Origin of the sequence: Hymenobacter sp. ISL-91, assembly GCF_018613725.1 — a bacterium.
In the GTDB taxonomy this organism is placed as follows: Bacteria; Bacteroidota; Bacteroidia; order Cytophagales; family Hymenobacteraceae; genus Hymenobacter.
Genome location: NZ_JAGGPS010000007.1, coordinates 13,223 through 34,103, shown reverse-complemented (window position 1 = coordinate 34,103; position 20,881 = coordinate 13,223). Strand labels below are relative to the sequence as shown.

The 20,881-nt window shown below is 58.9% G+C and carries 21 protein-coding genes and 1 tRNA gene; 11 read left to right on the top strand and 11 right to left on the bottom strand.

Features of this window, described 5'->3' with window-relative positions; translation table 11 throughout:
• Positions 1 to 54 precede the first annotated feature (54 nt).
• The 5 genes from J7E24_RS03010 to lepB all read left to right on the top strand — a co-directional run bounded on the left by J7E24_RS03010 (position 55) and on the right by lepB (position 4,693).
• A complete protein-coding gene (locus tag J7E24_RS03010; protein ID WP_215134989.1) occupies positions 55 to 465 on the top strand; it encodes a hypothetical protein in 411 nt (136 codons plus the stop codon).
• A 219-nt stretch (positions 466 to 684) separates the two neighbouring features.
• A complete protein-coding gene (locus tag J7E24_RS03005; protein ID WP_215134987.1) occupies positions 685 to 1,629 on the top strand; it encodes a ParB/RepB/Spo0J family partition protein in 945 nt (314 codons plus the stop codon).
• Positions 1,630 to 1,738: 109 nt separating this feature from the next.
• On the top strand, positions 1,739 to 2,380 hold the full coding sequence (locus tag J7E24_RS03000; RefSeq protein ID WP_215134985.1) for a DUF5683 domain-containing protein: 642 nt from the start codon (positions 1,739 to 1,741) through the stop codon (positions 2,378 to 2,380).
• Positions 2,381 to 2,509: 129 nt separating this feature from the next.
• Positions 2,510 to 3,229 carry a 4-hydroxy-tetrahydrodipicolinate reductase gene (gene dapB, locus J7E24_RS02995; RefSeq protein ID WP_215134983.1) on the top strand — a complete coding sequence of 240 codons (720 nt, stop codon included), beginning with the start codon at positions 2,510 to 2,512 and terminating at the stop codon, positions 3,227 to 3,229.
• Between the two features lie 246 nt (positions 3,230 to 3,475).
• Positions 3,476 to 4,693, top strand: coding sequence for a signal peptidase I (gene lepB, locus J7E24_RS02990; RefSeq protein WP_215134981.1), 1,218 nt, complete (start codon positions 3,476 to 3,478; stop codon positions 4,691 to 4,693).
• Between the two features lie 137 nt (positions 4,694 to 4,830).
• On the opposite strand, the gene J7E24_RS02985 is transcribed toward lepB, so the two are convergent.
• Complete coding sequence (locus J7E24_RS02985) at positions 4,831 to 5,496, bottom strand: uracil-DNA glycosylase (protein ID WP_215134979.1); 666 nt, start codon at positions 5,494 to 5,496, stop codon at positions 4,831 to 4,833.
• A gap of 132 nt (positions 5,497 to 5,628) precedes the next feature.
• On the opposite strand from J7E24_RS02985, the gene apaG reads away from it, so the two are divergent.
• Both apaG and J7E24_RS02975 read left to right on the top strand, forming a co-directional pair.
• Positions 5,629 to 6,015: a Co2+/Mg2+ efflux protein ApaG gene (gene apaG, locus J7E24_RS02980; RefSeq protein WP_116942034.1), complete on the top strand. Its 387-nt coding sequence runs from the start codon at positions 5,629 to 5,631 to the stop codon at positions 6,013 to 6,015.
• Positions 6,016 to 6,239: 224 nt separating this feature from the next.
• Entirely contained in the window at positions 6,240 to 7,073 is an 834-nt protein-coding gene (locus J7E24_RS02975; RefSeq protein WP_215134977.1) for an O-methyltransferase, read from the top strand.
• A 117-nt stretch (positions 7,074 to 7,190) separates the two neighbouring features.
• Here J7E24_RS02975 and kdsA read toward each other — a convergent pair whose 3' ends face one another.
• Both kdsA and J7E24_RS02965 read right to left on the bottom strand, forming a co-directional pair.
• Positions 7,191 to 8,015 (bottom strand): 3-deoxy-8-phosphooctulonate synthase, encoded by an 825-nt coding sequence (kdsA, locus tag J7E24_RS02970; protein ID WP_215134975.1) that lies wholly within the window; start codon positions 8,013 to 8,015, stop codon positions 7,191 to 7,193.
• Positions 8,016 to 8,065: 50 nt separating this feature from the next.
• Positions 8,066 to 8,683 (bottom strand): methyltransferase domain-containing protein, encoded by a 618-nt coding sequence (locus J7E24_RS02965; RefSeq protein ID WP_215134973.1) that lies wholly within the window; start codon positions 8,681 to 8,683, stop codon positions 8,066 to 8,068.
• A 112-nt stretch (positions 8,684 to 8,795) separates the two neighbouring features.
• Between J7E24_RS02965 and J7E24_RS02960 the strand changes: the two genes are divergently transcribed.
• A complete protein-coding gene (locus J7E24_RS02960; protein ID WP_215134971.1) occupies positions 8,796 to 9,743 on the top strand; it encodes a hypothetical protein in 948 nt (315 codons plus the stop codon).
• A 149-nt stretch (positions 9,744 to 9,892) separates the two neighbouring features.
• Here the strand turns inward: J7E24_RS02960 and cphA are convergent, their stop codons facing one another.
• From cphA to J7E24_RS02935, 5 genes are all read right to left on the bottom strand, one after another.
• Complete coding sequence (gene cphA, locus J7E24_RS02955) at positions 9,893 to 12,535, bottom strand: cyanophycin synthetase (protein WP_215134969.1); 2,643 nt, start codon at positions 12,533 to 12,535, stop codon at positions 9,893 to 9,895.
• 238 nt (positions 12,536 to 12,773) lie between these two features.
• Positions 12,774 to 13,181, bottom strand: a complete 408-nt coding sequence (locus J7E24_RS02950; RefSeq protein WP_215134967.1) for a lipocalin family protein — start codon at positions 13,179 to 13,181, stop codon at positions 12,774 to 12,776.
• 188 nt (positions 13,182 to 13,369) lie between these two features.
• Positions 13,370 to 13,440 (bottom strand) — tRNA-Cys (locus tag J7E24_RS02945).
• Between the two features lie 261 nt (positions 13,441 to 13,701).
• Positions 13,702 to 15,522: a 30S ribosomal protein S1 gene (rpsA, locus tag J7E24_RS02940; protein ID WP_215134965.1), complete on the bottom strand. Its 1,821-nt coding sequence runs from the start codon at positions 15,520 to 15,522 to the stop codon at positions 13,702 to 13,704.
• 148 nt (positions 15,523 to 15,670) lie between these two features.
• A complete protein-coding gene (locus J7E24_RS02935; protein WP_215134963.1) occupies positions 15,671 to 16,099 on the bottom strand; it encodes a hypothetical protein in 429 nt (142 codons plus the stop codon).
• Positions 16,100 to 16,275: 176 nt separating this feature from the next.
• Here J7E24_RS02935 and J7E24_RS02930 point away from each other — a divergent pair, with 176 nt between their 5' ends.
• Complete coding sequence (locus J7E24_RS02930; RefSeq protein WP_215134962.1) at positions 16,276 to 16,941, top strand: YggS family pyridoxal phosphate-dependent enzyme; 666 nt, start codon at positions 16,276 to 16,278, stop codon at positions 16,939 to 16,941.
• 185 nt (positions 16,942 to 17,126) lie between these two features.
• Complete coding sequence (locus tag J7E24_RS02925; protein WP_215134960.1) at positions 17,127 to 17,504, top strand: DUF423 domain-containing protein; 378 nt, start codon at positions 17,127 to 17,129, stop codon at positions 17,502 to 17,504.
• Positions 17,505 to 17,629: 125 nt separating this feature from the next.
• Here J7E24_RS02925 and J7E24_RS02920 read toward each other — a convergent pair whose 3' ends face one another.
• The 3 genes from J7E24_RS02920 to J7E24_RS02910 all read right to left on the bottom strand — a co-directional run bounded on the left by J7E24_RS02920 (position 17,630) and on the right by J7E24_RS02910 (position 20,283).
• The gene (locus J7E24_RS02920) at positions 17,630 to 18,148 is read right to left on the bottom strand and encodes a DUF1573 domain-containing protein (RefSeq protein ID WP_215134958.1); all 519 of its coding nucleotides are present in this window, start codon (positions 18,146 to 18,148) and stop codon (positions 17,630 to 17,632) included.
• Between the two features lie 122 nt (positions 18,149 to 18,270).
• Positions 18,271 to 19,695 (bottom strand): ATP-dependent RecD-like DNA helicase, encoded by a 1,425-nt coding sequence (locus J7E24_RS02915; RefSeq protein ID WP_215134956.1) that lies wholly within the window; start codon positions 19,693 to 19,695, stop codon positions 18,271 to 18,273.
• A 102-nt stretch (positions 19,696 to 19,797) separates the two neighbouring features.
• Positions 19,798 to 20,283 (bottom strand): PaaI family thioesterase, encoded by a 486-nt coding sequence (locus tag J7E24_RS02910; protein WP_251046991.1) that lies wholly within the window; start codon positions 20,281 to 20,283, stop codon positions 19,798 to 19,800.
• Between the two features lie 72 nt (positions 20,284 to 20,355).
• Between J7E24_RS02910 and J7E24_RS02905 the strand changes: the two genes are divergently transcribed.
• Positions 20,356 to 20,862 carry an NUDIX domain-containing protein gene (locus J7E24_RS02905; RefSeq protein WP_215134954.1) on the top strand — a complete coding sequence of 169 codons (507 nt, stop codon included), beginning with the start codon at positions 20,356 to 20,358 and terminating at the stop codon, positions 20,860 to 20,862.
• Positions 20,863 to 20,881 lie beyond the last annotated feature (19 nt).

The following is a 20,881-nucleotide window of genomic DNA, read 5'->3' as shown; positions in this document are numbered from 1 at the left end:
CCCCGCCCCTACAACTCGCGTTATACATTAGATACTTAGTAAGCCTAATTGAAAATGCAGCTGCGCCCTAAATACCTGCTGGTTGCGGCCGCAGTGGCGTTGCTGCTGTGGTTTGTGTTCGATGCCCTGACCCAGCCCGGCCCCCAGGATTTGGCCGGCGGCTTCACGGAGGTGGCCCTGTACCGCAATGAGAACAATACCGGCCCGGTGCAGCGCATTTACGCCGTAACGGTGGCCGATACCGCCCGCTGGGCCGAAATGGAGCAGTACGGCGAATACATGCCTTATACCAAGTACGGCAACACCAAGGTGTATTTCTTCGCTGCGGCCCGGTCCGCGCCCAGGCAGCTGCAGCCCGGCTCCGAGCCGTTTGCGCCGAAATTCCGCACCAACTGCCTGGCGGTGTACGAGAAGGATTTGCTGAGCAATGTCAGCTTTAAGCGCCGGCCGTTCCGGCAGCCCTAGCCTGGCGGGCCGGGGCTGGCAGGCTGGGCGCTTTTCCATTGCAGAGCCGCAACCTGAGCTGTAAGGAGCTAACGAATTCTGCCGGCTAAGTAGCTCATTGCCGTGTGTTTCACGGTTTTTCTGTCAGCGTGGAACATTTTTATCCCGCCATCCCGCTTGTTTGTGTATTTTTGACTCCCGCTTTTGCTCCGTGCTATTGGGTGAGGGCGGCATGCAGGTATGTCTGAAAAAAACGAAGAGAAGAACACCGCCGCCGCCGCCCCTAAGCGCCGGGTAGGTGGCCTGGGCCGCGGCCTGAACGCCCTGATTGAGGGTAGCTACGAGAAAAAGAGTGAGCGGCTGGGCGGCCTGGTGCCCCACCCCGTCAACTCGGTGGGCCTGATTCCGGTGGGCCAGATCCAGGCCAACCCCTACCAGCCCCGTACCCACTTCGACCAGGACGCGCTGCGCGAGCTGGCCGAGAGCATCCGGGTGCAGGGCATTATCCAGCCCGTTACGCTGCGCCAGACGGGCACCAACTCCTACCAGCTTATTTCGGGCGAGCGGCGTTTGCAGGCCTCCAAGCTGGCTGGCCTTGATGCCATTCCGGCCTATATCCGCAAGGCCGACGACCAGCAGATGCTGGAAATGGCCCTGATTGAGAACATCCAGCGCGAAAATCTCAACGCCATCGAAATTGCCCTCAGCTACCAGCGCCTGGTGAGCGAGTGCAACCTCAAGCAGGAGGAACTGGGCGACCGGGTGGGAAAAAACCGCTCGACCGTAACCAACTACCTGCGCCTGCTCAAGCTGCCGCCCGATATCCAGATCGGCCTGCGCGACACGGTTATCAGCATGGGCCACGCCCGCGCCCTCATCAGCATCGAGAGCATGGACCAGCAGCTGGCCCTGTTCCGGCGCATTGTGGCCGAGGAGCTGTCGGTGCGCAAGGTAGAGCAGCTGGTGCGCGGCGGCGCGGGTGGCGAAACCGAGAAAAAACCGGGTAGCGCACCCGAGCCGGTGGTACCAGTAGCCGAAATCAAGCGGACCGAGCGCCATCTTTCAGAGCGTTTTGGCAGCCGGGTACTGGTGAAACCAGGGCCGCAGGGTCGGGGCGAAATCAAAATTGCCTTCGATTCGGTAGAGGACATGCAGCGCATTCTGCACATTCTGCAGCCCTCCTAGCCGCAGCCGGCACTTTATACCAAGGGCCCTGCACAGTGCGTTGGCTGGAAGCCGGTCGTATTTGTCCGGTTTTCCGGCCGTTCGCGCGGCTTGCTTCAACTCCGTCTGTATGCTTCGTCTCCGTTTTTCTCTGCTTTTTGCCCTGGCCCTACCCGTGGCTGCGCTGTGGCCGTCGGCGGCTCCGGCCCAGGTGGTTACCGCCGGAACCGATTCGGTGCAGGTAGCGGCGCGGCCAGTTGCCTCCGATTCGGCGCGGCGCACCGCGCGGCTGCTGGGCATGCGGGTTACGCGGCCCCAGAAAGCAGCTTTGCTGGCACTGGCACTGCCCGGCGCGGGCCAGGTATACAACCGCCGCTACTGGAAATTGCCGCTGGTGTATGGCGGCTTGGGTGGCGTGGGCTACGGCTTGTTTTTCTACCAAACAGCTTACCGCGAGTACGCCGACGGTAAAAATCAACTGATTGACAACCCGGATATGGCCATCAGCGAGTTGGAGGGCAAACGGGTAAGCCAGGAAACGAGTGCGGCCAATGTACAGCGGGGCGTCAATTTCTACCGTCGCAACCGCGACACGTTTATTGCCTACACGGCCGTGGTGTATGGCATCACCATTCTCGACGCGCTGGTAGACGCCCACCTGCGCAACTTCGACGTCAGCGACGACCTTAGCCTGCGCCTCGACCCGGCCCTGCTGCCCAGCCCGGGCCAGGCGCCGCGCGCCGGGCTGGCCCTCACGCTGTCTGTAAAGTGAGGAGCCGGAAGTTGAGCGATAGGAGCCGGAATCAAATACGCCGTTCTGTTTTTGCCTGCTTGCTCTCAGCTCTCCTACAATACAACCACATGCCATTCTATCTCCTAGCTTCTAACTCCTAGCTTCTCCATGAATATTCTCCTGATCGGTTACGGCAAAATGGGCCGGGCCATCGAAGCTCAGGCCCGGGCCCGGGGCCACCAGATAGCCGGCATCATCGACCCCAGCCGGCCCGAGGTACGCATTACCGATTTCACGCCGGCCCAGGTAGACGTGGCCATTGAGTTTACCCATCCTGATGCGGCGTTCCAGAACGTGGCGGCTTGCCTGCGGGCCGGCCTGCCGGTGGTGTGCGGCTCTACGGGCTGGCTGCACCACTTCGGCGAGGCGAAGGCCCTGAGCCAGCAAACCGGCATCCCGCTGTTTTACGCCTCCAACTACAGCGTGGGCGTGAACCTGTTTTTCCACTTCAGCGAGTATATGGCCGCCAAAATGCACCAGTTCGGCGGGTACGATGTGCAGGTGCGCGAAATCCATCACACCCAGAAAGTTGACCAGCCCAGCGGCACGGCCCTGACCGTGGCAGAAGGCATTCTGCGGCACTTCCCCGGTAAAACCACCTGGCGCAACGAGGCTACCAGCGAGGCGCACGAGCTGGCGGTGCTCTCGGAGCGCGAGGGCGCGGTTATCGGCACCCACATTGTTACCTACTCCTGTCCCGCCGACACGATTGAGCTAAAGCACGAGGCGCACACCCGCGAAGGCTTCGTGCAGGGCGCGCTGCTGGCCGCCGAGTGGCTGCCCGGCCGCCAGGGCGTTTTCGGAATGAACGACCTGCTGGGGCTGTAGGTGAACGAGTGCTGTAGGGGCGGGGCTTCCCCGCCCGCCGTTCGCACCGTTTCAACGAAAACCGTTCTACGGCGTTAGCGGCGGGCGGGGACAAGCCCCGCCCCTACCCCGTGCGATAACCGCCCAACATCACGCATTCACCAAGCCACTTATTCGCAGTTCGCGCATTATTTCGCATCTTCCATTGTTTAATCCGTAGCGTTCCGGCTTTGGCCGGCAGTTCGCTTTTTCTGGCTCATTTGCATCATGGCAGTACAATCCTGGGAGAAATATCTCGAAAAGAATCCGGCAGGCGCGGCACCAGCGGGCGGCACCGTACCTGTGGCCAAGAAACGCAAGGGTCCGATTCGGGAGTGGGGCGACGCGATTCTGTTCGCCGTAATTGCGGCCACGCTCATCCGCTGGGCCACGTTTGAGGCCTACACCATCCCGACGCCCAGCATGGAGCACACGCTGCTGGTAGGAGACTACCTGTTTGTGAGCAAGCTGCACTACGGCCCGCGCACGCCCCAAACGCCGCTGCAGGTACCCCTCACCCACCAGACCGTCTGGGGTACCAGCCTGAAAAGCTATTCCGAAGCTATCCAGCTACCCAGCTACCGGCTGCCGGGCTTTTCGGAGGTGAAGAACAACGACGTGGTGGTGTTTAATGTGCCTTTTGAGGCCGAGCACCCCGCCGACCTGCGCACCAACTACATCAAGCGTTGCGTGGCCATAGCCGGCGACGTGCTCGAAGTGCGCCAGAGCCAGGTGTTCATCAATGGGAAGCCGGCCGAGAATTTCCCTGAGATGCAGAACAGCTACTACCTGCAGGTGCCCCAGCCCAGCGACGAGCTGATGACGGCCTTTAAGGAGCAGGGCATTGTAGAGTACAACATGCCCGACGGCTTGCCCATCCAGGAAAACAGCGCCGAGTACGGCCCGGGCTACCTCATCAGCATGACCCCGGCTTCGTACGCCTACTTCAAGCAGCAACCCTACGTGAAGGGTATCATCGAGCTGAAAACCCCCGTAGGCCAGCGCGAGGGCCAGGAGGTGTTCCCCAACAACCCCGACTATCCCTACAGTCAGTCTCTGTCGCCGGCACCTTATCCGAGCTGGAACAAAGACAACTATGGCCCCCTCCAGATTCCGAAGGAAGGCCAGACCGTGCAGCTGACGGCCCAGAATACGCCCCAGTACCTGAAAATCATCACCCGCTACGAGCACAACGAGGGCATCACCGTCGATGGCACAGGCCGGATTCTGCAGAACGGGCAGCCACTCACGAGCTACACCTTCAAGCAGGATTACTACTTCATGATGGGCGACAACCGCCATAACTCGCTCGACTCGCGCTTCTGGGGCTTCGTACCCAAAGACCACATCGTGGGCAAAGCCGTGCTCATCTGGATGTCCGTCGACCCCAACGGCAGCTTCCTGAGCAAAATCCGCTGGAACCGCCTGTTCAACTTAGTGCACTAAATCACAGATGGTGCAGATAAAGCCGCGGATAACGCAGATTCGTTCTGATGTAGTTAGATTCGTTCAACCAGTTAGAAACGAATCCGCTATCAGAACGAATCTGCGTTATCCGCGGCTTTATCTGCACCATCTGTGATTCACCACTGAATCGGCGCCTCGCCGTGCTGCTGTAGGTAGGCGTTGGTCTGGCTGAAGGGGCGGCTGCCGAAGAACCCCCGGTCGGCGGCGTAGGGCGAGGGATGAGCGGCCTTGAGCACGAGGTGTTTGCGGGCATCAATGACTTCGCCCTTCTTCTGGGCCGAGGCGCCCCAGAGGATGAACACGACGTGCTCTTTCTGGTCGGAAATGGCTTGGATAACAGCGTCGGTGAACTGCTCCCAGCCTTTCTTCTGGTGGCTGGCGGGCTCCTTAGCGCGCACCGTAAGCGTGGCGTTGAGCAGCAGCACCCCTTGCCGGGCCCACCGGTCGAGGTTGCCATTGGGCGCCGGAGCCGTGTCGGGCAAATCGGTGGCCAGCTCCTTGAACACGTTCTGGAGCGAAGGCGGCGTGCGCACGCCCTCGGCCACCGAGAAGCTCAGGCCGTGGGCCTGGCCCCGGCCGTGGTAGGGGTCCTGGCCCAGAATCACCACTTTCAGCTTATCGAACGGGCAGGCCTCGAAGGCGTGGAAAATTTGCGGGCCGGGCGGAAACACTTCGGCCGTAGCGTATTCGCCCTTTACGAAGGCAATCAGATGCTGGAAATAGGGCTTCTCGAACTCGGGCGCCAGCACCTGCCGCCAGCTTTCTTCAATCTTAACCGACATGCGAACCAGGATTATTTGTTAGTTTGTGTTAGTTTGAGACGGCATTGGCAGCCCGGACTGCGTAGAGGAAGGCAAGTAAACCAAACCCGGGCCCGCACTGTTAGCTTTTTTCTCTTTTGGAACTCCGCCGTTATGAATACGACCACCACTCAGGGCGTAACCGTCAGCGTTACCACCAACTATTTGCCCGACTATTCGAGCCCGGGTCAGGAGCATTACGTTTTTGCCTACAAAATTGATATTCGCAACAACAGCGAATATACCGTGAAGCTGCTGCGCCGCCACTGGTTTATTTCGGATGCCAATGGCGTGGTGCGCGAGGTGGAAGGCGAAGGCGTGGTGGGCCAGCAGCCGGTTTTGGAGCCCGGCGAGTCGCACCAGTATGTGTCGGGCTGCAACCTGAAATCGGGTGTGGGCAAGATGCGCGGCACCTACCAGATGGAGCGCATCATGGACGGCAGCGAATTCGACGTCGAAATTCCGGAGTTCACGCTCATCGTGCCTTACCGACTCAACTAAGGCGTTAGATTGGCTTTGAACTGCTTACAGCCGCCTTCGGGCGGCTTTTTTGTGGGCTGGAAACTAAAAACCTCTCTGTCATCCTGAGCGGCGCGAAGGACCTTATCAGGTTGAAACGAGGCGCTGCTACGGTTGTTTTGACCCGGTAAGGTCCTTCGCGCCGCTCAGGATGACAAACGGTTTCTACCTTTCGGCCTGAAACCCTAACCTCCCGCTGCCCCGCCTTGCTTTTCCAGATTCTCACCTACCTCCGCTTCCTGGGGCGCTCGGGCAACGCCCACGGGCTGCACTCGCCCTTCGTATTCGGCCTGTACGCGCACGTTATCCACCACTCGGGCCGGTTTGCCGCCTACGAGGCCGTAGAGGCCCGCCGGGCTGCCCTACTCGCCGATTCTACCGCCATTACGGTGCGCGACTTCGGGGCCGGCTCGCGGGTGGCCGGGGCGGGCCGCTCTCGTCGCCTGTGCGACATTGCCCGCACCGCCGCCAAGCCGCCGAAGCTGGGGCAGCTGCTGTTCCGGCTCGTCAACCACTACCAGCCGCGCACCATCGTGGAGCTGGGCACCTCACTGGGCCTCACCACTGCCTACCTCGCCCTGGCCGACTCGCGGGCCCAAGTCTTCACCTTCGAGGGCTGCCCCGCTACGGCGGCCGTGGCCCGCCAGACGTTCGGGGCCGTGGGCGCCGAAAACGTCGAACTCATCGAAGGCAACCTCGACGACACCCTCACCCCCACCCTGGCGGCCCTGCCCGCGCCCGTCGATTTTGCCTTCTTCGATGGCAACCACCGCTACGAGCCCACGCTGCGTTACTTCGAGCAGCTCAACGCCCACCGCACGCCCAACAGCGTTTTCGTACTCGACGACATCCACTGGTCGGCCGAAATGGAACGGGCCTGGGAGGCCATCCGCCAGCACCCCGATGTCACGCTCACCGTCGACCTGTTTTACATCAGCCTCGTCTTCTTCCGCCCCAGCCTGCCCCGCCAGCATTTCACCCTACGCTTTGATAACCCCGTGGATAAGCTGTTGGAGTTAAGCCGGGTGTTTGGGGCTTGATTAGTGGTGACCGTCATTCAGAGCGAAGCGAAGAATCTCGCGTGCAATAGTATCAGGAGTTACTATTGCACGCGAGATTCTTCGCTTCGCTCTGAATGACGGTCTTCTACTGGCTGCTCAACGAATTGCCTCGCGCACTCGTGTCAGCTTGGTCAGCAGGTCTTCCAGCTGATCGAGGGGCAGCATGTTGGCGCCGTCGGATTTGGCGGTGGCGGGTGTGGGATGGGTTTCGATGAACAGGCCGTCGGCACCCACGGCAATAGCGGCTTTGGCAATGGTTTCGATAAGCGCGGGCTGGCCGCCGGTTACGCCGCTGCTTTGGTTAGGACGCTGCAAGGAGTGCGTAACATCCATGATAACAGGTACGCCGAAGGCGCGCATGGCGGGCAGGTTACGGAAATCGACCACCAGATCGGAGTAACCGAACGAGTTGCCGCGGTCCGTCAACAACACATTATCGTTGCCCGACTGGCGCACTTTGTCCACCGCAAACTGCATGGCCTCGCCGTTCAGAAACTGGCCTTTCTTCACGTTTACCACTTTGCCGGTCTGGGCCGCGGCCACCAGCAAATCGGTCTGCCGGCATAGGAAAGCCGGAATCTGCAGCACGTCCACGTACTCGGCGGCCATAGCGGCCTCGCCCGACTCGTGGATGTCGGTGACGGTGGGCACGCCGATTTCGCGGCTTACTTTCTGCAGGATGCGCAGGGCCTTTTCGTCGCCGATGCCGGTGTAGGAGTCGAGGCGCGAGCGGTTGGCTTTGCGGTACGAACCTTTGAAGATGAAGGGAATCTGGAGCTTATCGGTGATGTGCTGGATGCGCTCGGCAATGCGCAGCGCCATGTCCTCGCCCTCAATCACGCAGGGGCCAGCCATCAGAAAAAACTGACCAGAATTGGTGTTACGAAAGTGCGGCAGCGCGTTGGCAAGGGCTTCTAGCATGAGCTTGGGTATTTAAGGACAGAGAAAGTAAGGAGAACTGGTTTGTGCGCCTATTCGGGCAGCGTGGCCTTCCGTTTCAAACAGATAAACAACTCCCGGCCCTGGCGGGGTGGCAGCGAGTTGGTAGCGGCCGCGAAGTGCTCGAAATCGAAATACGGCTCGAAGTAGGCGCGGTACTCCTCGCGCGAGCCCCCGAAGGGCGGGCCGGCCTGGGTAAACTCGGTATCGAAAAGAAGGCCCATGAGCGTGCCGCCGGGTCGCAGCAGCCGGGCGCACTGGCGGGCATAGGCGGGCCGCAGGGCGGGGTCGAGGGCGCAAAAGAAGGTCTGCTCCACGATGAGGTCGAAGGGCGGGGCCGGTTCCAGCGCGAAGAAATCAGCCAGTAGCAGCTGGTCCGCCGGAAAACTGGGAACACGAGCCTGGAGGTCCTGTAGGGCCGCCGGGGCAAGGTCGGCTACAAACACCTGGGGCCAGCCAGCGCGGTGTAGGTATTCGGCCTCGTAGCCGCGGCCGGCCCCCGGAATAAGGATGCGGCGGCTGTCGGGCAAACCCAGTTGGTTGAAATATTCACGCAACGGGGGGGTTATGCTTCCTGCATCCCAGCCGGTCTGGCCGATTTCGTAGCGCTGCTGCCAGTAGGCGGTATCGAGAGCGGGTACAGGCTGCATTTCGTGGCGGGGTTGTACCTTCGGCACTTGCCGGGGTAGCAAACTCCGTTATTTTTGCCCAAAGGTACTACCGCGTCCGGACTGTCCGGACCTCCACCAAACCCCTTTCTCTATGGAACAAGATCAGAGCCCCGAACCGAAGAACAATAACCGCTTTCTGTTGATTGGGGCCCTCGTTCTGGTGCTGCTGGGCATCAACGGCTTTCTGTTCTACATGAACCAGCAGAAGAGCAAGCAGAACGAACTGCTCCAGGCTGATGTGGTAAGCAAGGACGCCAAGCTCGAAGACCAGATCAAGCAGTACGAGTCGCTGAAAGCCGATTACGAGCGCCAGAGCCAGGAAGTACAGGGCATGGGCCTCGCCAACGACTCGCTGGTAGCCAAGCTGGCCCAGATCAACTCCGATCTGCTCAAGCTCCGCTCCTTCCGGGCCAGCAGCTTCAGCGTGGCCGAGCAGCAGCGCTTCAAGCAGCGGGCGGCCAACTTTGAAACCCAGCTGCGCAAGAAAGACGAAGAAATTGTTCAGCTCAAAGCCGACAACGAAGCGCTGTACACCGAAACCACTACCCTCAAAGAGCGCCAGAACAAGCTGACCGATACTATTTCGTCGGTCGTGCGCTCCAACCAGGAGCTGAGCCAGAAGGTGGCCGTGGCCTCGCGCCTGCAGGCCGAGAATATCCGGGTAAACGTGGTGAACAGCCGCGATAAGGAGAAGGAAGACACCGATAACGAGTTCAAAGCCCGCCGGGTAGAGAAAATTAAGGTAACCTTCAACCTGGCCCGCAACGACGTGTCGCCGAAGGAAACCAAGGAAATTATGATGCGCCTGATTGAGCCGGATGGCGCCGCGCTTTACAACCTGAGCACCGGCGGTGGCACGTTCATGATTGACGGCTCCGAGGCGTTCTATACGGCCAAACAGGACATCGTGTACGACAATACCCGTCAGCCTGTGCAGTTCACCTACGCCAAGGGAGCCGCCTACAAAACCGGCTTGCACACCGTTGAGCTGTATGAAGGCGGCGTACTGATTGGAAAAACCACCTTCACGCTCAAGTAGGATTACGGATTAGCACGGATTTTAACGGATTTCACGGATTTTGTAGCCGATTAAAAAAGCCACCTCTTGCGAGGTGGCTTTTTGCTTTCGTCGGATGCGGATGCCGTAAAGGCCAGCTACAAAATCCGTGAAATCAGTTAAAATCCGTGCTAATCCGTGATCTGCGCCTCGAACTCGTCGAGTTTCTGCAGCGTGGATTTAATGTCCTCGGTGAACATGGCAATCAGCGAGCCGGGCCGGGCGTTTTGCAACACATGGTCCATGGCTTCCATCTCGTTTTCGATGTACGTGATGGGAATATCGGGCGCGTCAAGGCGCAGGCCTTCGGTCATCAGCTCACGTAGCTGCTCGGCCGTTTTGCCGCGCAGGTCGCGGTCCTGACGTAGTACCACTTCATCAAACACCCGACCTACAATACGCGCAAAGCCCAGCGTGTCTTCGTCGCGCCGGTCGCCGAGGCCCGAAATCACGCCTACCTTGTGGGTGGCTTCAGTGGCCTCCAGGAACTGGGCGAACTTCTCCATGCCGTGGGCGTTGTGGGCGTAGTCTACAATCACCTCAAAGTCCGGAAACTTGTACACGTTCATGCGGCCCGGCGTTTTCACGCCCGAGGGCACAAACGTGCGGAGCGCCGACTTGATATCATCCTTATCGAAGCCGTAGCAGTAGCAGGCCAGGGCCGCCGCCATGGCGTTTTCGATGTTGAACGTTGCCCGCCCGCCAAACGTAACCGGGAACTCAGCCGCCCGGTCGATGCGCAGCTTGTAGCTGTTCTTGTAGATGGAAATGTAGCCTTCCTCGTACACCGCGGCCAGCCCGCCATGCTCGGCGTGCTCCCGGATGCGGGGGCTATGCTCATCCATGCTGAACAGGGCCACCCGGCAGTCGAGCTTCTCGCGCATGGCATACACCAGGTCGTCATCGGCGTTGAGCACGGCCCAGCCGTTTTTGCGCACCGTGCGGGGCAGCACGCCCTTCACGGCCGCCATATCCTCCACCGTATAAATATCACGCAGGCCCAGGTGGTCGGCGGCCACGTTGGTTACAATGGCTACGTCGCAGGTATGGAAGCCGAGTCCCGAACGCAGCATGCCGCCGCGAGCCGTTTCGAGTACCGCGAAGTTCACCGTGGGGTCCTTCAGCACAAATTCGGCACTCTGGCCACCGGTACAGTCGCCGCTCTGCAGCTGCACGCCCTGGATATAGATACCGTTGGTGGTGGTGTGCCCTACTTTGTAACCTTTAGCCGCCACAATATGGGCCAGCAGCAGCGTAGTAGTAGTTTTGCCATTGGTGCCCGTAACGGCAAAAATCGGAATCCGGGCTTTGCTACCCGCCGGAAACAGCATATCGACAACCGGAGCAGCCACGTTGCGGGCCAGCCCCTGGGTGGGCGAAATGTGCATCCGGAAGCCGGGGGCTGCATTTACCTCGATTACAGCACCGCGGGTTTCGTTCAGCGGAATGGCAATATCGGAAGTTAGCAGATCGATGCCGCAGATGTCGAGACCTACTATGCCGGCCACGCGCTCGGCCATCAGCACGTTGTACGGATGCACCAGATCGGTTACATCGGTGGCCGTGCCGCCAGTGCTGATGTTGGCCGTGGTTTTCAGGTACAGCTCCTGCCCGGCAGGCAGCACCGAATCCAGCGTCAGGCTCTGGGTGAGCAGTAAGTCCTGAGTGTGCTGGTCGGCCTTGATGCTGGTGAGCACTTTCTCGTGGCCTACTCCCCGGCGTGGGTCTTCGTTTACTTTATCAATCAGCTGCTGAATGGTATGCTGGCCGTCGCCGGTTACGGCGGCCGGGGTGCGCTTGGCAGCGGCAATCAGTTTGCCATTTACTACCAGCATCCGGAAGTCGTGGCCCTGCACCAGCTGCTCCACAATAACAGCCCGCGAATTTTTGGAATGCTGCTGGGCGGCCTGGAAACCGTCTACTGCCTCGGCCCAGCTCTTGATACCAATGGTGGCCCCGCGGCCGTGGTTGCCGTTGAGCGGTTTGGTAACAATCGGGAAGCCAAGCTCCTCAATGGCCTCCCGCAATTCGTCTTCCGAGTACACCGTGGTGCCGTTGGGAACAGGCACACCGGCCGCGTCGAGCATGGCCTTGGTGCGGTTTTTATTGCCGGCTACCTCCACGCTGGCGTGGCTGGTATAGCTGGTGGTAGTGGCCCAGATGCGCTTCTGGTTGACGCCATAGCCCAGCTGAATGATGCTGCTGTTTTTGAGCTGGATGTAAGGGATATTACGCGAGGCCGCCTCCGATACAATGCTCCAGGTACTGGGTCCAAAGAATTCTTCTTCCCTGATTTCGTGCAGTTCCTCAATCGTGCGCTCGATGCTCACCGGCCGGCCTTGGCAGATATCATCAACGAGCTGCACGGCAGCCTCGGCAGCCATGCGGCCAGCCCGCTCTTCCTGGTAAGCAAATACCACAAACTCCACCCCCGGCTCGTGCTCGGCTGGATACGACTTACCCCAAAACACGGGCATGCCAGCTGTGCGCTGCAGGGCCAGTGCCACGTGCTGCAGCACGTAGCCCAGCGGTTCGCCGTCGGTGAGTTGCTCGGCCGTTAGCGGGGGTTTCTTTAGTATCGCCTTATCTGCGTCGGAAGGTGGTGCGTCGGTTAGGCGGGGAAGCAGACCGGGTAATTGCTCGGCCAGCGCCGGGATACTGCTCGACCATTTGTCGGCCAGATCCTCCAAATCCACTTTCATTACAATCAAACGGTAATGCTTAACAGACCAGAAGCTGGGGCCGCGCATAGTGCGCAGGTTCACAATTTTCATAAAGAGAAAGAGAAGAGAGAGGACAGGTTGGTACGCATTCTACGCAGGAACGGAATGTACGGATAAAGCATGGGGTAACTACAGCCAGGCCGCTAAATTTCGCTCCAAAAAACCGTAGTTGTGTGGCAGCGTTACACTTCGCTCCCTGCGCTGCCCGCTGGTTACATGTGGGCGCAAAAAACCCCGATTGAAACGAATCAACCGGGGCCATAATGAATAGATGTGACCCAAACCGATATTAAAGTCGCTTAGATAATACAGTGGTATGGACAACTTTGTTGTTGCCGTTGCCCGGATTGGTAAGTTCCAGCGTCAGGGAGTTGCTAGTTATGTTTTTGATTAGATAAGTAGTTGTGGCCTGCTGCCCATCAGTTACAAACACGCTGTTTCCATCCAAACGGTAACGACCATCAATTTGCAGTTGTTCTTGGTAGAACTTCTGCGCAATATTATCATCGGTGAAAATCCAGTAGTCGCCCGGCTGCCCTGCTATTGCTGGTGGGTTATAAAGCTCTTTGCCTTGGCCATCGTACACAGCTGAGCGGGTACTGACTATGTTCCAGGTACCCGCTAATTCGCTTTTGAGTTGCTCGGCCTCTTCGTCAGACTTACTACAGGCTGTAAGGCCCAGCAGCAGTACGGACAATAAGAGTAGTATTCGAGTTGAAATCAACTGCCTTTGCATTGTAAAAAGTACAGTCATTGTTACGGCTTTTCATGCATGAAATGGCTAATCTAAACTTTCGGTATCCCGACAAATATATAAAATCCTGACGCGCAAAAAACCCCGATTGAAACGAATCAACCGGGGTTCAGCCAATGAGCAAAAAAGAGAGGTGACGGGCGGATTCGAACCGCCGTAGGAGGTTTTGCAGACCTCTACCTAGCCGCTCGGTCACGTCACCAGGAGGGCTTTGAGGATGCAAACATACGTCTTAATCTGAAGCCAGCCAAAGCCCGGGCGCGTTTTTTGTGCCGTACGCGGGTAAGTCATTGGTGACGTGTAGCTTCTTTTTAGCTGATAGCTTCTGTTCCCGCATACACGTCGTCGTTGGCGAGCAGCAATGTAGCACGAAAAGCTAACGGTTAACAGCTATAAGCTAATAGCCAAAAAAGAGGCCCCGACTTGCGCCGGGGCCTCTCCTGTTTACACTGAACGCGAAGTCTTACGACTCGTTGTCCATCATCTTGTCGCGCAGAGCTGACAGAGCGTCGAGGTCACCGAGGGTCGATTTCTCGGCCGGGGTGGTCTTCTTCATGTCGCTCAGCTTGCCTTCGCCCTGCGAAGCAGCACCGGCGGCACCAGCCGACGGCTTCTTCTTGGCGAACTTAGCAGCGCGGCCTTCCTCTTCAGCCTGCTTGTTGTACACAGCCTGGTGCGAAAGCACAACGCGACGGTCGTCCTTCGAGAACTCAATCACGCGGAATTCGAGCGATTCGCCGTTCTCAGCCATCGAACCATCTTCTTTCTGAAGCGACTTGGGGTAAGCGAAGCCTTCGATGCCGTAAGGCAATTCGAGCACCGCACCACGGTCGTTCTTGTCGATGATGGTAGCGGTGTGTACCGAACCGGGAGTGAACACCGTCTGGAACGTATCCCATGGGTTTTCCTCCAGCTGCTTGTGGCCCAAGGCCAGGCGGCGGTTGGCTACGTCCAGCTCCAGTACTACCACGTCCAGACGGTCGCCTACCTTCACCATTTCGGATGGGTGCTTGATCTTCTTGGTCCACGACAGGTCCGAAACGTGCACGAGGCCGTCAACACCCTCTTCCAGCTCTACGAACAGGCCGAAGTTGGTGAGGTTACGCACCAAGCCGTTGTGGTTGCTGCCGATGGCGTACTTGTCGGCGAAGTCGCCACGCGTCCATGGGTCTTCGCTGAGCTGCTTGATGCCGAGGCTCATCTTGCGGTCTTCGCGGTCGAGGGTCAGAATCTGAGCCTCTACTACGTCGCCCTGCTTGATGAAGTCCTGCGGGTTGCGCAGGTGCTGGCTCCAGCTCATTTCCGATACGTGGATCAGGCCCTCTACGCCGGGGATGATTTCCATGAACGCGCCGTAGTCGGCTACGTTCACGATGCGGCCCTTCACCTTGGTGCCTACGCCCATGTCCTCGGGCAGCGAATCCCACGGATGCGGGGTCAGCTGCTTCAGGCCGAGGCTGATACGCTTCTTGGCCTCGTCGAAGTCGAGCACCACGATGTTGAGCTTCTGGTCGAGCTGCAGTACCTCGCTCGGGTGGGCGATACGGCCCCACGAGATGTCGGTGATGTGCAGCAGACCGTCGACACCGCCGAGGTCGATGAACACGCCGAAGTTGGTCATGTTCTTGATAACGCCCTCCAGGATCTGGCCTTTCTCCAGGTTGTTGAGGATGGCTTCGCGCTGCTTCTCGAGGTCTTTCTCGATGAGCACCTTGTGCGATACCACTACGTTATCGAAAGCGGCATTGATTTTCACCACTTTCACTTCCATGCGACGACCCACATAGATGTCGAAGTCACGGATAGGCTTCACGTCAATCTGCGAGCCGGGCAGGAAGGCTTCTACGCCGTCGAGGTCCATGATGAGGCCGCCTTTAGTGCGACGCTTCACCACGCCTTCGAGCACCGAATCATTCTCCAGTGCGTCGTAGATGGCTTTCCAGGCCTGCTTGATTTTGGCTTTCTTACGGCTCAGGATAAGCTGGCCGTTGGCGTTTTCCTGCTCCTCGATGAATACTTCCACCGTGTCGCCGGCCTTCAGGTCGGGCAGGTCGCGGAATTCGGACAGGGGCACCAGACCATCGGACTTGAAGCCGATGTTCAGGATCACGTCGCGGTCGGTCATGCCAACTACGGTGCCGGTTACTACTTCTTCTTCCTGAACGGTGGTGAGTGTACCGCTGTACATCTCCTCCATTTCGGCGCGCTGCTCGGCGGTATAGTTACCTCCGAAGCCGCTGGCGTCTACGTTGTCCCAGTCGAAATTGTCAACTAATTCTGCCATGATGGTTGCAGTGGCCCTTATGTACACGTCCGGCGCAGGGCCCACCCCCGGAACGCGTTTTTGCTTGATACCCAACGCCAAAGCGCCGGCCCGCCACCCTGGCAGGGGCGCAAAGATACGGACTTTGGGGCAGGAATGAAAAGGTTGCTTATTGCTTGGCTATAAAGTTTCTGGCCTCTTCTGAAAAGCGGCGTAGCGCCTCCGCATACCGGGCCAGATTTGAATCCTGAAAACGTGCGGCTTCTATAGCGGCGTTCAAAGCGTGCAGGTTCATCAGCGACGCCAACTCCTGCCTATCATGGGCGGCAAGTGTCCTGATAATATCTTCCGTTTCCTGTCTCCAGAGAGGTAGAGCCAGGCTGCTATTGGTGCGTTTGGATGACAGCAGATCACTCAGAAACGCAAGAAGCCCGGGCTTCTGCAGCTTTCTTTCAAGTAACAGTTCAGCAAACCGATTCTTAATTGCAGCATATAAACCAAGCAATTCCCCGATTTCCTCTTGACTCAAAACCTTATTCATAGTACCCGTACCCAGATGATCCTTGGTTCTAATTATCTGTTTTGTTGGAGTAAGCATCGTTGGCAGTTGATTAATCAACGTTATGTTATGCTCCGCCGTGGCCGGTGCATAAAAACACAGAGCTGAGCCGGTTCCAACACAACAGCCGCTTCCCAAGTTACTTACGAAGCAGCGGCGCTCAGAGCGCCCACCAAACCGACGCCCTTTCCCACCAAAACCTCGAACTTGCCCGCATGTCCATTGCCGAAAACCTCCACCGCATCGAAGCCACCCTGGCCGGCACCAACGCCCGGCTGGTGGCCGTTACCAAAACCCACCCAGTGGCGCTGCTGCAGGAAGCCTACGACGCTGGCGGCCGGCTGTTCGGCGAGAACCGGGCCCAGGAAATGGCTGAGAAGCAACCCCAGCTACCGGCAGATGTGCAGTGGCACCTCATCGGGCAGCTGCAAACTAACAAGGTCAAGTACATTGCCGGCTTCGTGCACACCGTTCAGAGCGTGGACAGCCTGAAGTTGCTGCTGGAAATCGAGAAGCAGGCCGCCAAGCACGACCGGGTAATCGAAGGCCTGCTCCAGTTTCACATTGCCGACGAAGACACCAAAACCGGCCTCACGCTTTCCGAAGCCGAGGAAATACTGCGCTCCGAGGAGTACCAGGCCCTGCGCCAGGTGCGCCTGACCGGCGTAATGGGCATTGCCACCAACACCGACGACGAGGACCAGGTGCGCCGCGAGTTCCGGCAGCTGCGCGGCTACTTCGATAAGCTCCAGGCTCTGTTTTTTTCCGATGAGCCCACGTTCAAAGAGGTGTCGATGGGCATGAGCGCCGACTATCCGCTGGCCATCCGTGAGGGCAGCACGCTGGTTCGGGTGGGCAGCGCTATTTTTGGGCGCCGATGAGGTTTGAAGCTCATCTGTCATCCTGAGCATGTTGCGCTTGGAGCAAGGACGAAGGACCTTACCACGCAACAACGGCTCGTTTTAACGTGATAAGGTCCTTCGTCCTTGCTCCAAGCGCAACATGCTCAGGATGACAGGCCTTTTTCGGACCTTCTCCCTCAGACCACACACCAAAAACCAACCACATGACTGCTAAAATCATCCTTCAACTAGCCGCGCTGCTGGGCGCTCTGAGCGTGGGCATCGGAGCCTTTGCGGCGCACGGGCTACGCAAGATGCTGGAAGACTCCGGCCGCTTCGAGACGTTTGAAACGGCCGTGCGCTACCAGTTTTTCCATACGCTGGCGTTGCTGGGCATTGGGCTGTTGCTGCTGATGCGGCCGGAACTGAAGAGCCTAGGCACCGTGGCCTGGCTGTGGCTGGGCGGCATCCTTATCTTCAGCGGCTCGCTTTACGTGCTGTGCCTCACGGGCATTACCAAGCTCGGGGCCGTTACGCCCATTGGCGGCGTGCTGTTCATTGCCGGCTGGATTATGCTGCTACTGGCCGCCCGGCAGCTGTAGGCTTTCTCAGCTGCTGGCTTTTAGCTGACAGCTATCTGCTTTTGTTCTGATAGTCATAAGCGGATTCTTGCATAAAAAAGGCGCCTCCCCTCGCAGGGAAGCGCCTTTTTTATGCAAGAATCCGCTTATGACTTCTTCTTGGCCTTGATTTTATTGTCGTCCATCTTCAGTTTCTGCTTGCCGTCAGGGGCACTTTGGTCAACCATCGACTCAGCAGCTTTCATAGCAGCGCCCTCCTCTTTTACATCGCCTACCAAGGCCACCATGGCGTTGCCGCCTACCGAGTTCGACTCGATGGTCAGCACCTTGTTCTGCATACCGTACTTGCCGGCCGTGTTGAACTTGGCTACCACCGTACCCGACTTACCGGGCATAATGGGCTCACGCGTCCATTCGGGCGTGGTACAGCCGCAGGTAACGCCGATGTTGGAAATGACCAGCGGCTGGGTGCCCACGTTTTTGAACTTGAAGGTGTGGTCGACAACAGCGCCGGTTTTTACGGCTCCGAACTCGAACTTGCTTTCCTCAAACTGGATTTGCGCACCGGCTACTTTCGCCTGGGCATTGGCCGGCTTCACGGATTGCGCCTGAGCGCTCAGGCCCATCACCGACAGCGACAGAGCCAGAAAAAGAACATTTTTCATAAGGCAAATAGGTAAATGACAGTTGAAAGTACGAAAAATTCCACTCCAATTCGCCCGCCAAGTTTCGGGCCAGCTTTTCGACCTGTCTGCCCGAGCCACATCAGCCCTAGTAATGGCTTGCGCTACTCTTCGGCCGGGTCGCCGAGCAGCTTCTGGTTGAAATTAAGCAGGAACAGCTTTTCTGAGGAGCGGGTAACGGCCGTGTAAAGCCAGCGGGCAAACTCGGAGTTCACCATATCCTCCTTCAGGTAGCCGTGGTCGACGAATACGGCCTGCCACTGGCCGCCCTGAGCCTTGTGACAGGTAAGGGCGTAGGCGAACTTCACTTGCAGCGCGTTCAGGAACGGGTCTTTGCGCAGGGCGGCACTTTTTTCTTTCTTGGTGGTGAGGTGGTTGTAATCTTCGCTAACGGCCTCATAGAGGGCCTTGTTGCGGTCGGCGGGCAGGCCGGGGCTTTCGGTGTGCAGCGTGTCGAGCAGCAGCTTTACCTCCAGGTCGGGCTCGTCGGGATAATCGACGAGGCGCACGCGGGCGTCGGCAAAGCGGAAGCCGAACTCCTCGGTGAGCCGGATGATTTTGACCACCTGCACGAAGTCGCCGTTAGCTAGGAAGCCGATGTCGGAGTCGCGCGGGAGCCAGTAGTAGTTGTTGCGCACCACCATCAGGTAGTCGCCCGACTCAATCTCGTCTTCGGCCTCGAACAGGATACGGCGGATGTACTGGTTGTACTGGTTGGCGTTTTTGTTGGAGCGGCAGATGATGGTGCTGTTCTCGTAGCCGAAGTGCTTGTAAGCCCAGCGTAGGCCATCTTCGAGCTTGTCGGTGCCCATCGAAAAGATATCGGGGTAGCCTTTGGTGAAGAACTGAATGTTGGGCTCAGCTTGGCGCAGCTCCTCACGCAGCACGGTGGCATTCATCAAAATACCCGACTTTTCGGCCTGGCGCATCACCTGGCGCAGCTCCACCGAACCCACTTCGGCCCGGAACCGGTCGCGCAGCAGGTCGGGGTCGAGGGCGGGGCTGAGCAGCTGGCCCACCGGCGGCAGCTGGGCCGTGTCGCCGATGAGCAGCAGGCGGTTCGACGTTTTTTCAAACACGTAGCTCATCAAATCGTCGAGCAGGCCGGTCGAGCCGAAGGCCTTCTCATCGGAAATCATCGAGGCCTCATCAACGATGAAGAGCGTGTCCTGGGCGCGGTTGGGCTGGCGCTGAAACGTGAGGCCCTGGGCCGGCTGGCCACTGGTCTGACGGTATATTTTTTTGTGAATGGTGCTGGCGGCTACGCCCGAGTAGGTGCCCATAACTTTGGCGGCGCGGCCCGTGGGGGCCATCAGCACGTATTTGCGGCCCATCTGGTGTAGCCACTGCACGAGGGCGCTTACCACGGTGGTTTTGCCGGTACCGGCGTAGCCCCGCAGCACAAATGCCTTGCGGCCCGGTAAATCATCCTTCAAAAACCCATCGAGCTGCTGAAACAAGGCGGCCTGGTCCTGGGTGGGCTCGAAGGGAAAATAGTCGCGGACGGATGGAGTTCTGACACTTAGCATACTCTACAAAGATACCCCATCTTTGAGCTACAAGCGGCAAGCTACAAGCCGCAAGCTGACGTTCAACCATCAGCTTGTAGCTTGTGGCTTGCCGCTTGTAGCTCAACTAACCGGCTCGATAACGGCCATTGTGGCGGTGGCTTTGGCAATCAACTTATCGTCGCACCAGACCTCCGACTCGCAGAAATGCAGGCGGCGGCCGGCTTTCAGCACCCAGCCCACAGCCCGCAGGCGCTGGCCCACACCGGGGTGCAGGTAGCTGGTTTTGAGCTCGACCGTGACCACGCCCGTGCCCTCGGGCACCAGCGTAACGGCCGCAAAGCCGGCCACCAAATCGGCCATCGTGGCTACCAGGCCGCCGTGGGCGAAGCCGGTGTGCTGCTGGTGCTGCTTTTTGAGCAGCAACTCGGCCTCCACGCGGCCGGGCTCAATCAGGGTGAGGTCGGCGCCGATGTGGTGCATGAAGTGCTGGCGCACCAGCTTGCGGCGGATGCGGGCTTGCAGGGCTTCGAGGGGCTCGGCGGAAGAATCGGGGAATGATGTCATGGGCGCAAAGTTGGGGCTTTCGACGCGCTTGAGGCGCATCATTTTGGGAAGCTGACAAACGAAATATCGAGCTGCCGAACGCGTTACTGCTTCATACTGTAGCTTTGCGCGCTCATGGATGCTCTTTCAACTGTACCGCCCACCGAACTGCTGGCGGCCTACGCCGGCCGGGCCCGGGTGCGGGTGTGCGGCCTGCTGGTACGCGAGGGCGCCCTGCTGCTCACGGCCCACCGCGGCCTGCTGCCCGATGGGCTGCCGTTCTGGTCGCCGCCGGGCGGGGGCTGGCAGTTTGGCGAAACGCTGCGTGAGTGCCTGCAACGCGAGTTTGCGGAAGAAACCGGCCTGCGCGTAACGGTGGGGCGCTTTCTGCACCTGCACGAGTACCAGGGGCCGGGTTTGCAGGCGCTAGAGCTATTTTTTGAGGTGCAGCCCCTCGATGCCAGTGCCCTGCCCCACCTCGGCCACGACCCCGAGCACGACCCCGACGAGCAGCTACTTACACAGCTGGAGTTCGTGAGTCCGCGGCAGCTAGGGCAGCTGCTGCCCCGGCAGGTGCATCCGGTACTGCGCGACCTCATCAGCTCCGACGACGTGTTCATTCCGCAAATCCGGTTTCAGTAAAACCCGGCCCTTTGTACCT

What these genes read in the sequence shown, in the direction of transcription:
- kdsA (WP_215134975.1), bottom strand. Translation starts at nt 8,015, where the DNA reads ATGCTAGAAGCCCTTGCCAACGCGCTGCCGCACTTTCGTAACACCAAT.
- J7E24_RS02920 (WP_215134958.1), bottom strand. Translation starts at nt 18,148, where the DNA reads ATGAAAAATGTTCTTTTTCTGGCTCTGTCGCTGTCGGTGATGGGCCTG.
- J7E24_RS03010 (WP_215134989.1), top strand. Translation starts at nt 55, where the DNA reads ATGCAGCTGCGCCCTAAATACCTGCTGGTTGCGGCCGCAGTGGCGTTG.
- J7E24_RS03005 (WP_215134987.1), top strand. Translation starts at nt 685, where the DNA reads ATGTCTGAAAAAAACGAAGAGAAGAACACCGCCGCCGCCGCCCCTAAG.
- dapB (WP_215134983.1), top strand. Translation starts at nt 2,510, where the DNA reads ATGAATATTCTCCTGATCGGTTACGGCAAAATGGGCCGGGCCATCGAA.
- apaG (WP_116942034.1), top strand. Translation starts at nt 5,629, where the DNA reads ATGAATACGACCACCACTCAGGGCGTAACCGTCAGCGTTACCACCAAC.
- rpsA (WP_215134965.1), bottom strand. Translation starts at nt 15,522, where the DNA reads ATGGCAGAATTAGTTGACAATTTCGACTGGGACAACGTAGACGCCAGC.
- J7E24_RS02910 (WP_251046991.1), bottom strand. Translation starts at nt 20,283, where the DNA reads ATGATGCGCCTCAAGCGCGTCGAAAGCCCCAACTTTGCGCCCATGACA.
- J7E24_RS02960 (WP_215134971.1), top strand. Translation starts at nt 8,796, where the DNA reads ATGGAACAAGATCAGAGCCCCGAACCGAAGAACAATAACCGCTTTCTG.
- lepB (WP_215134981.1), top strand. Translation starts at nt 3,476, where the DNA reads ATGGCAGTACAATCCTGGGAGAAATATCTCGAAAAGAATCCGGCAGGC.
- J7E24_RS02925 (WP_215134960.1), top strand. Translation starts at nt 17,127, where the DNA reads ATGACTGCTAAAATCATCCTTCAACTAGCCGCGCTGCTGGGCGCTCTG.
- J7E24_RS02915 (WP_215134956.1), bottom strand. Translation starts at nt 19,695, where the DNA reads ATGCTAAGTGTCAGAACTCCATCCGTCCGCGACTATTTTCCCTTCGAG.
- J7E24_RS02905 (WP_215134954.1), top strand. Translation starts at nt 20,356, where the DNA reads ATGGATGCTCTTTCAACTGTACCGCCCACCGAACTGCTGGCGGCCTAC.
- J7E24_RS02985 (WP_215134979.1), bottom strand. Translation starts at nt 5,496, where the DNA reads ATGTCGGTTAAGATTGAAGAAAGCTGGCGGCAGGTGCTGGCGCCCGAG.
- cphA (WP_215134969.1), bottom strand. Translation starts at nt 12,535, where the DNA reads ATGAAAATTGTGAACCTGCGCACTATGCGCGGCCCCAGCTTCTGGTCT.
- J7E24_RS02935 (WP_215134963.1), bottom strand. Translation starts at nt 16,099, where the DNA reads ATGCTTACTCCAACAAAACAGATAATTAGAACCAAGGATCATCTGGGT.
- J7E24_RS02965 (WP_215134973.1), bottom strand. Translation starts at nt 8,683, where the DNA reads ATGCAGCCTGTACCCGCTCTCGATACCGCCTACTGGCAGCAGCGCTAC.
- J7E24_RS03000 (WP_215134985.1), top strand. Translation starts at nt 1,739, where the DNA reads ATGCTTCGTCTCCGTTTTTCTCTGCTTTTTGCCCTGGCCCTACCCGTG.
- J7E24_RS02930 (WP_215134962.1), top strand. Translation starts at nt 16,276, where the DNA reads ATGTCCATTGCCGAAAACCTCCACCGCATCGAAGCCACCCTGGCCGGC.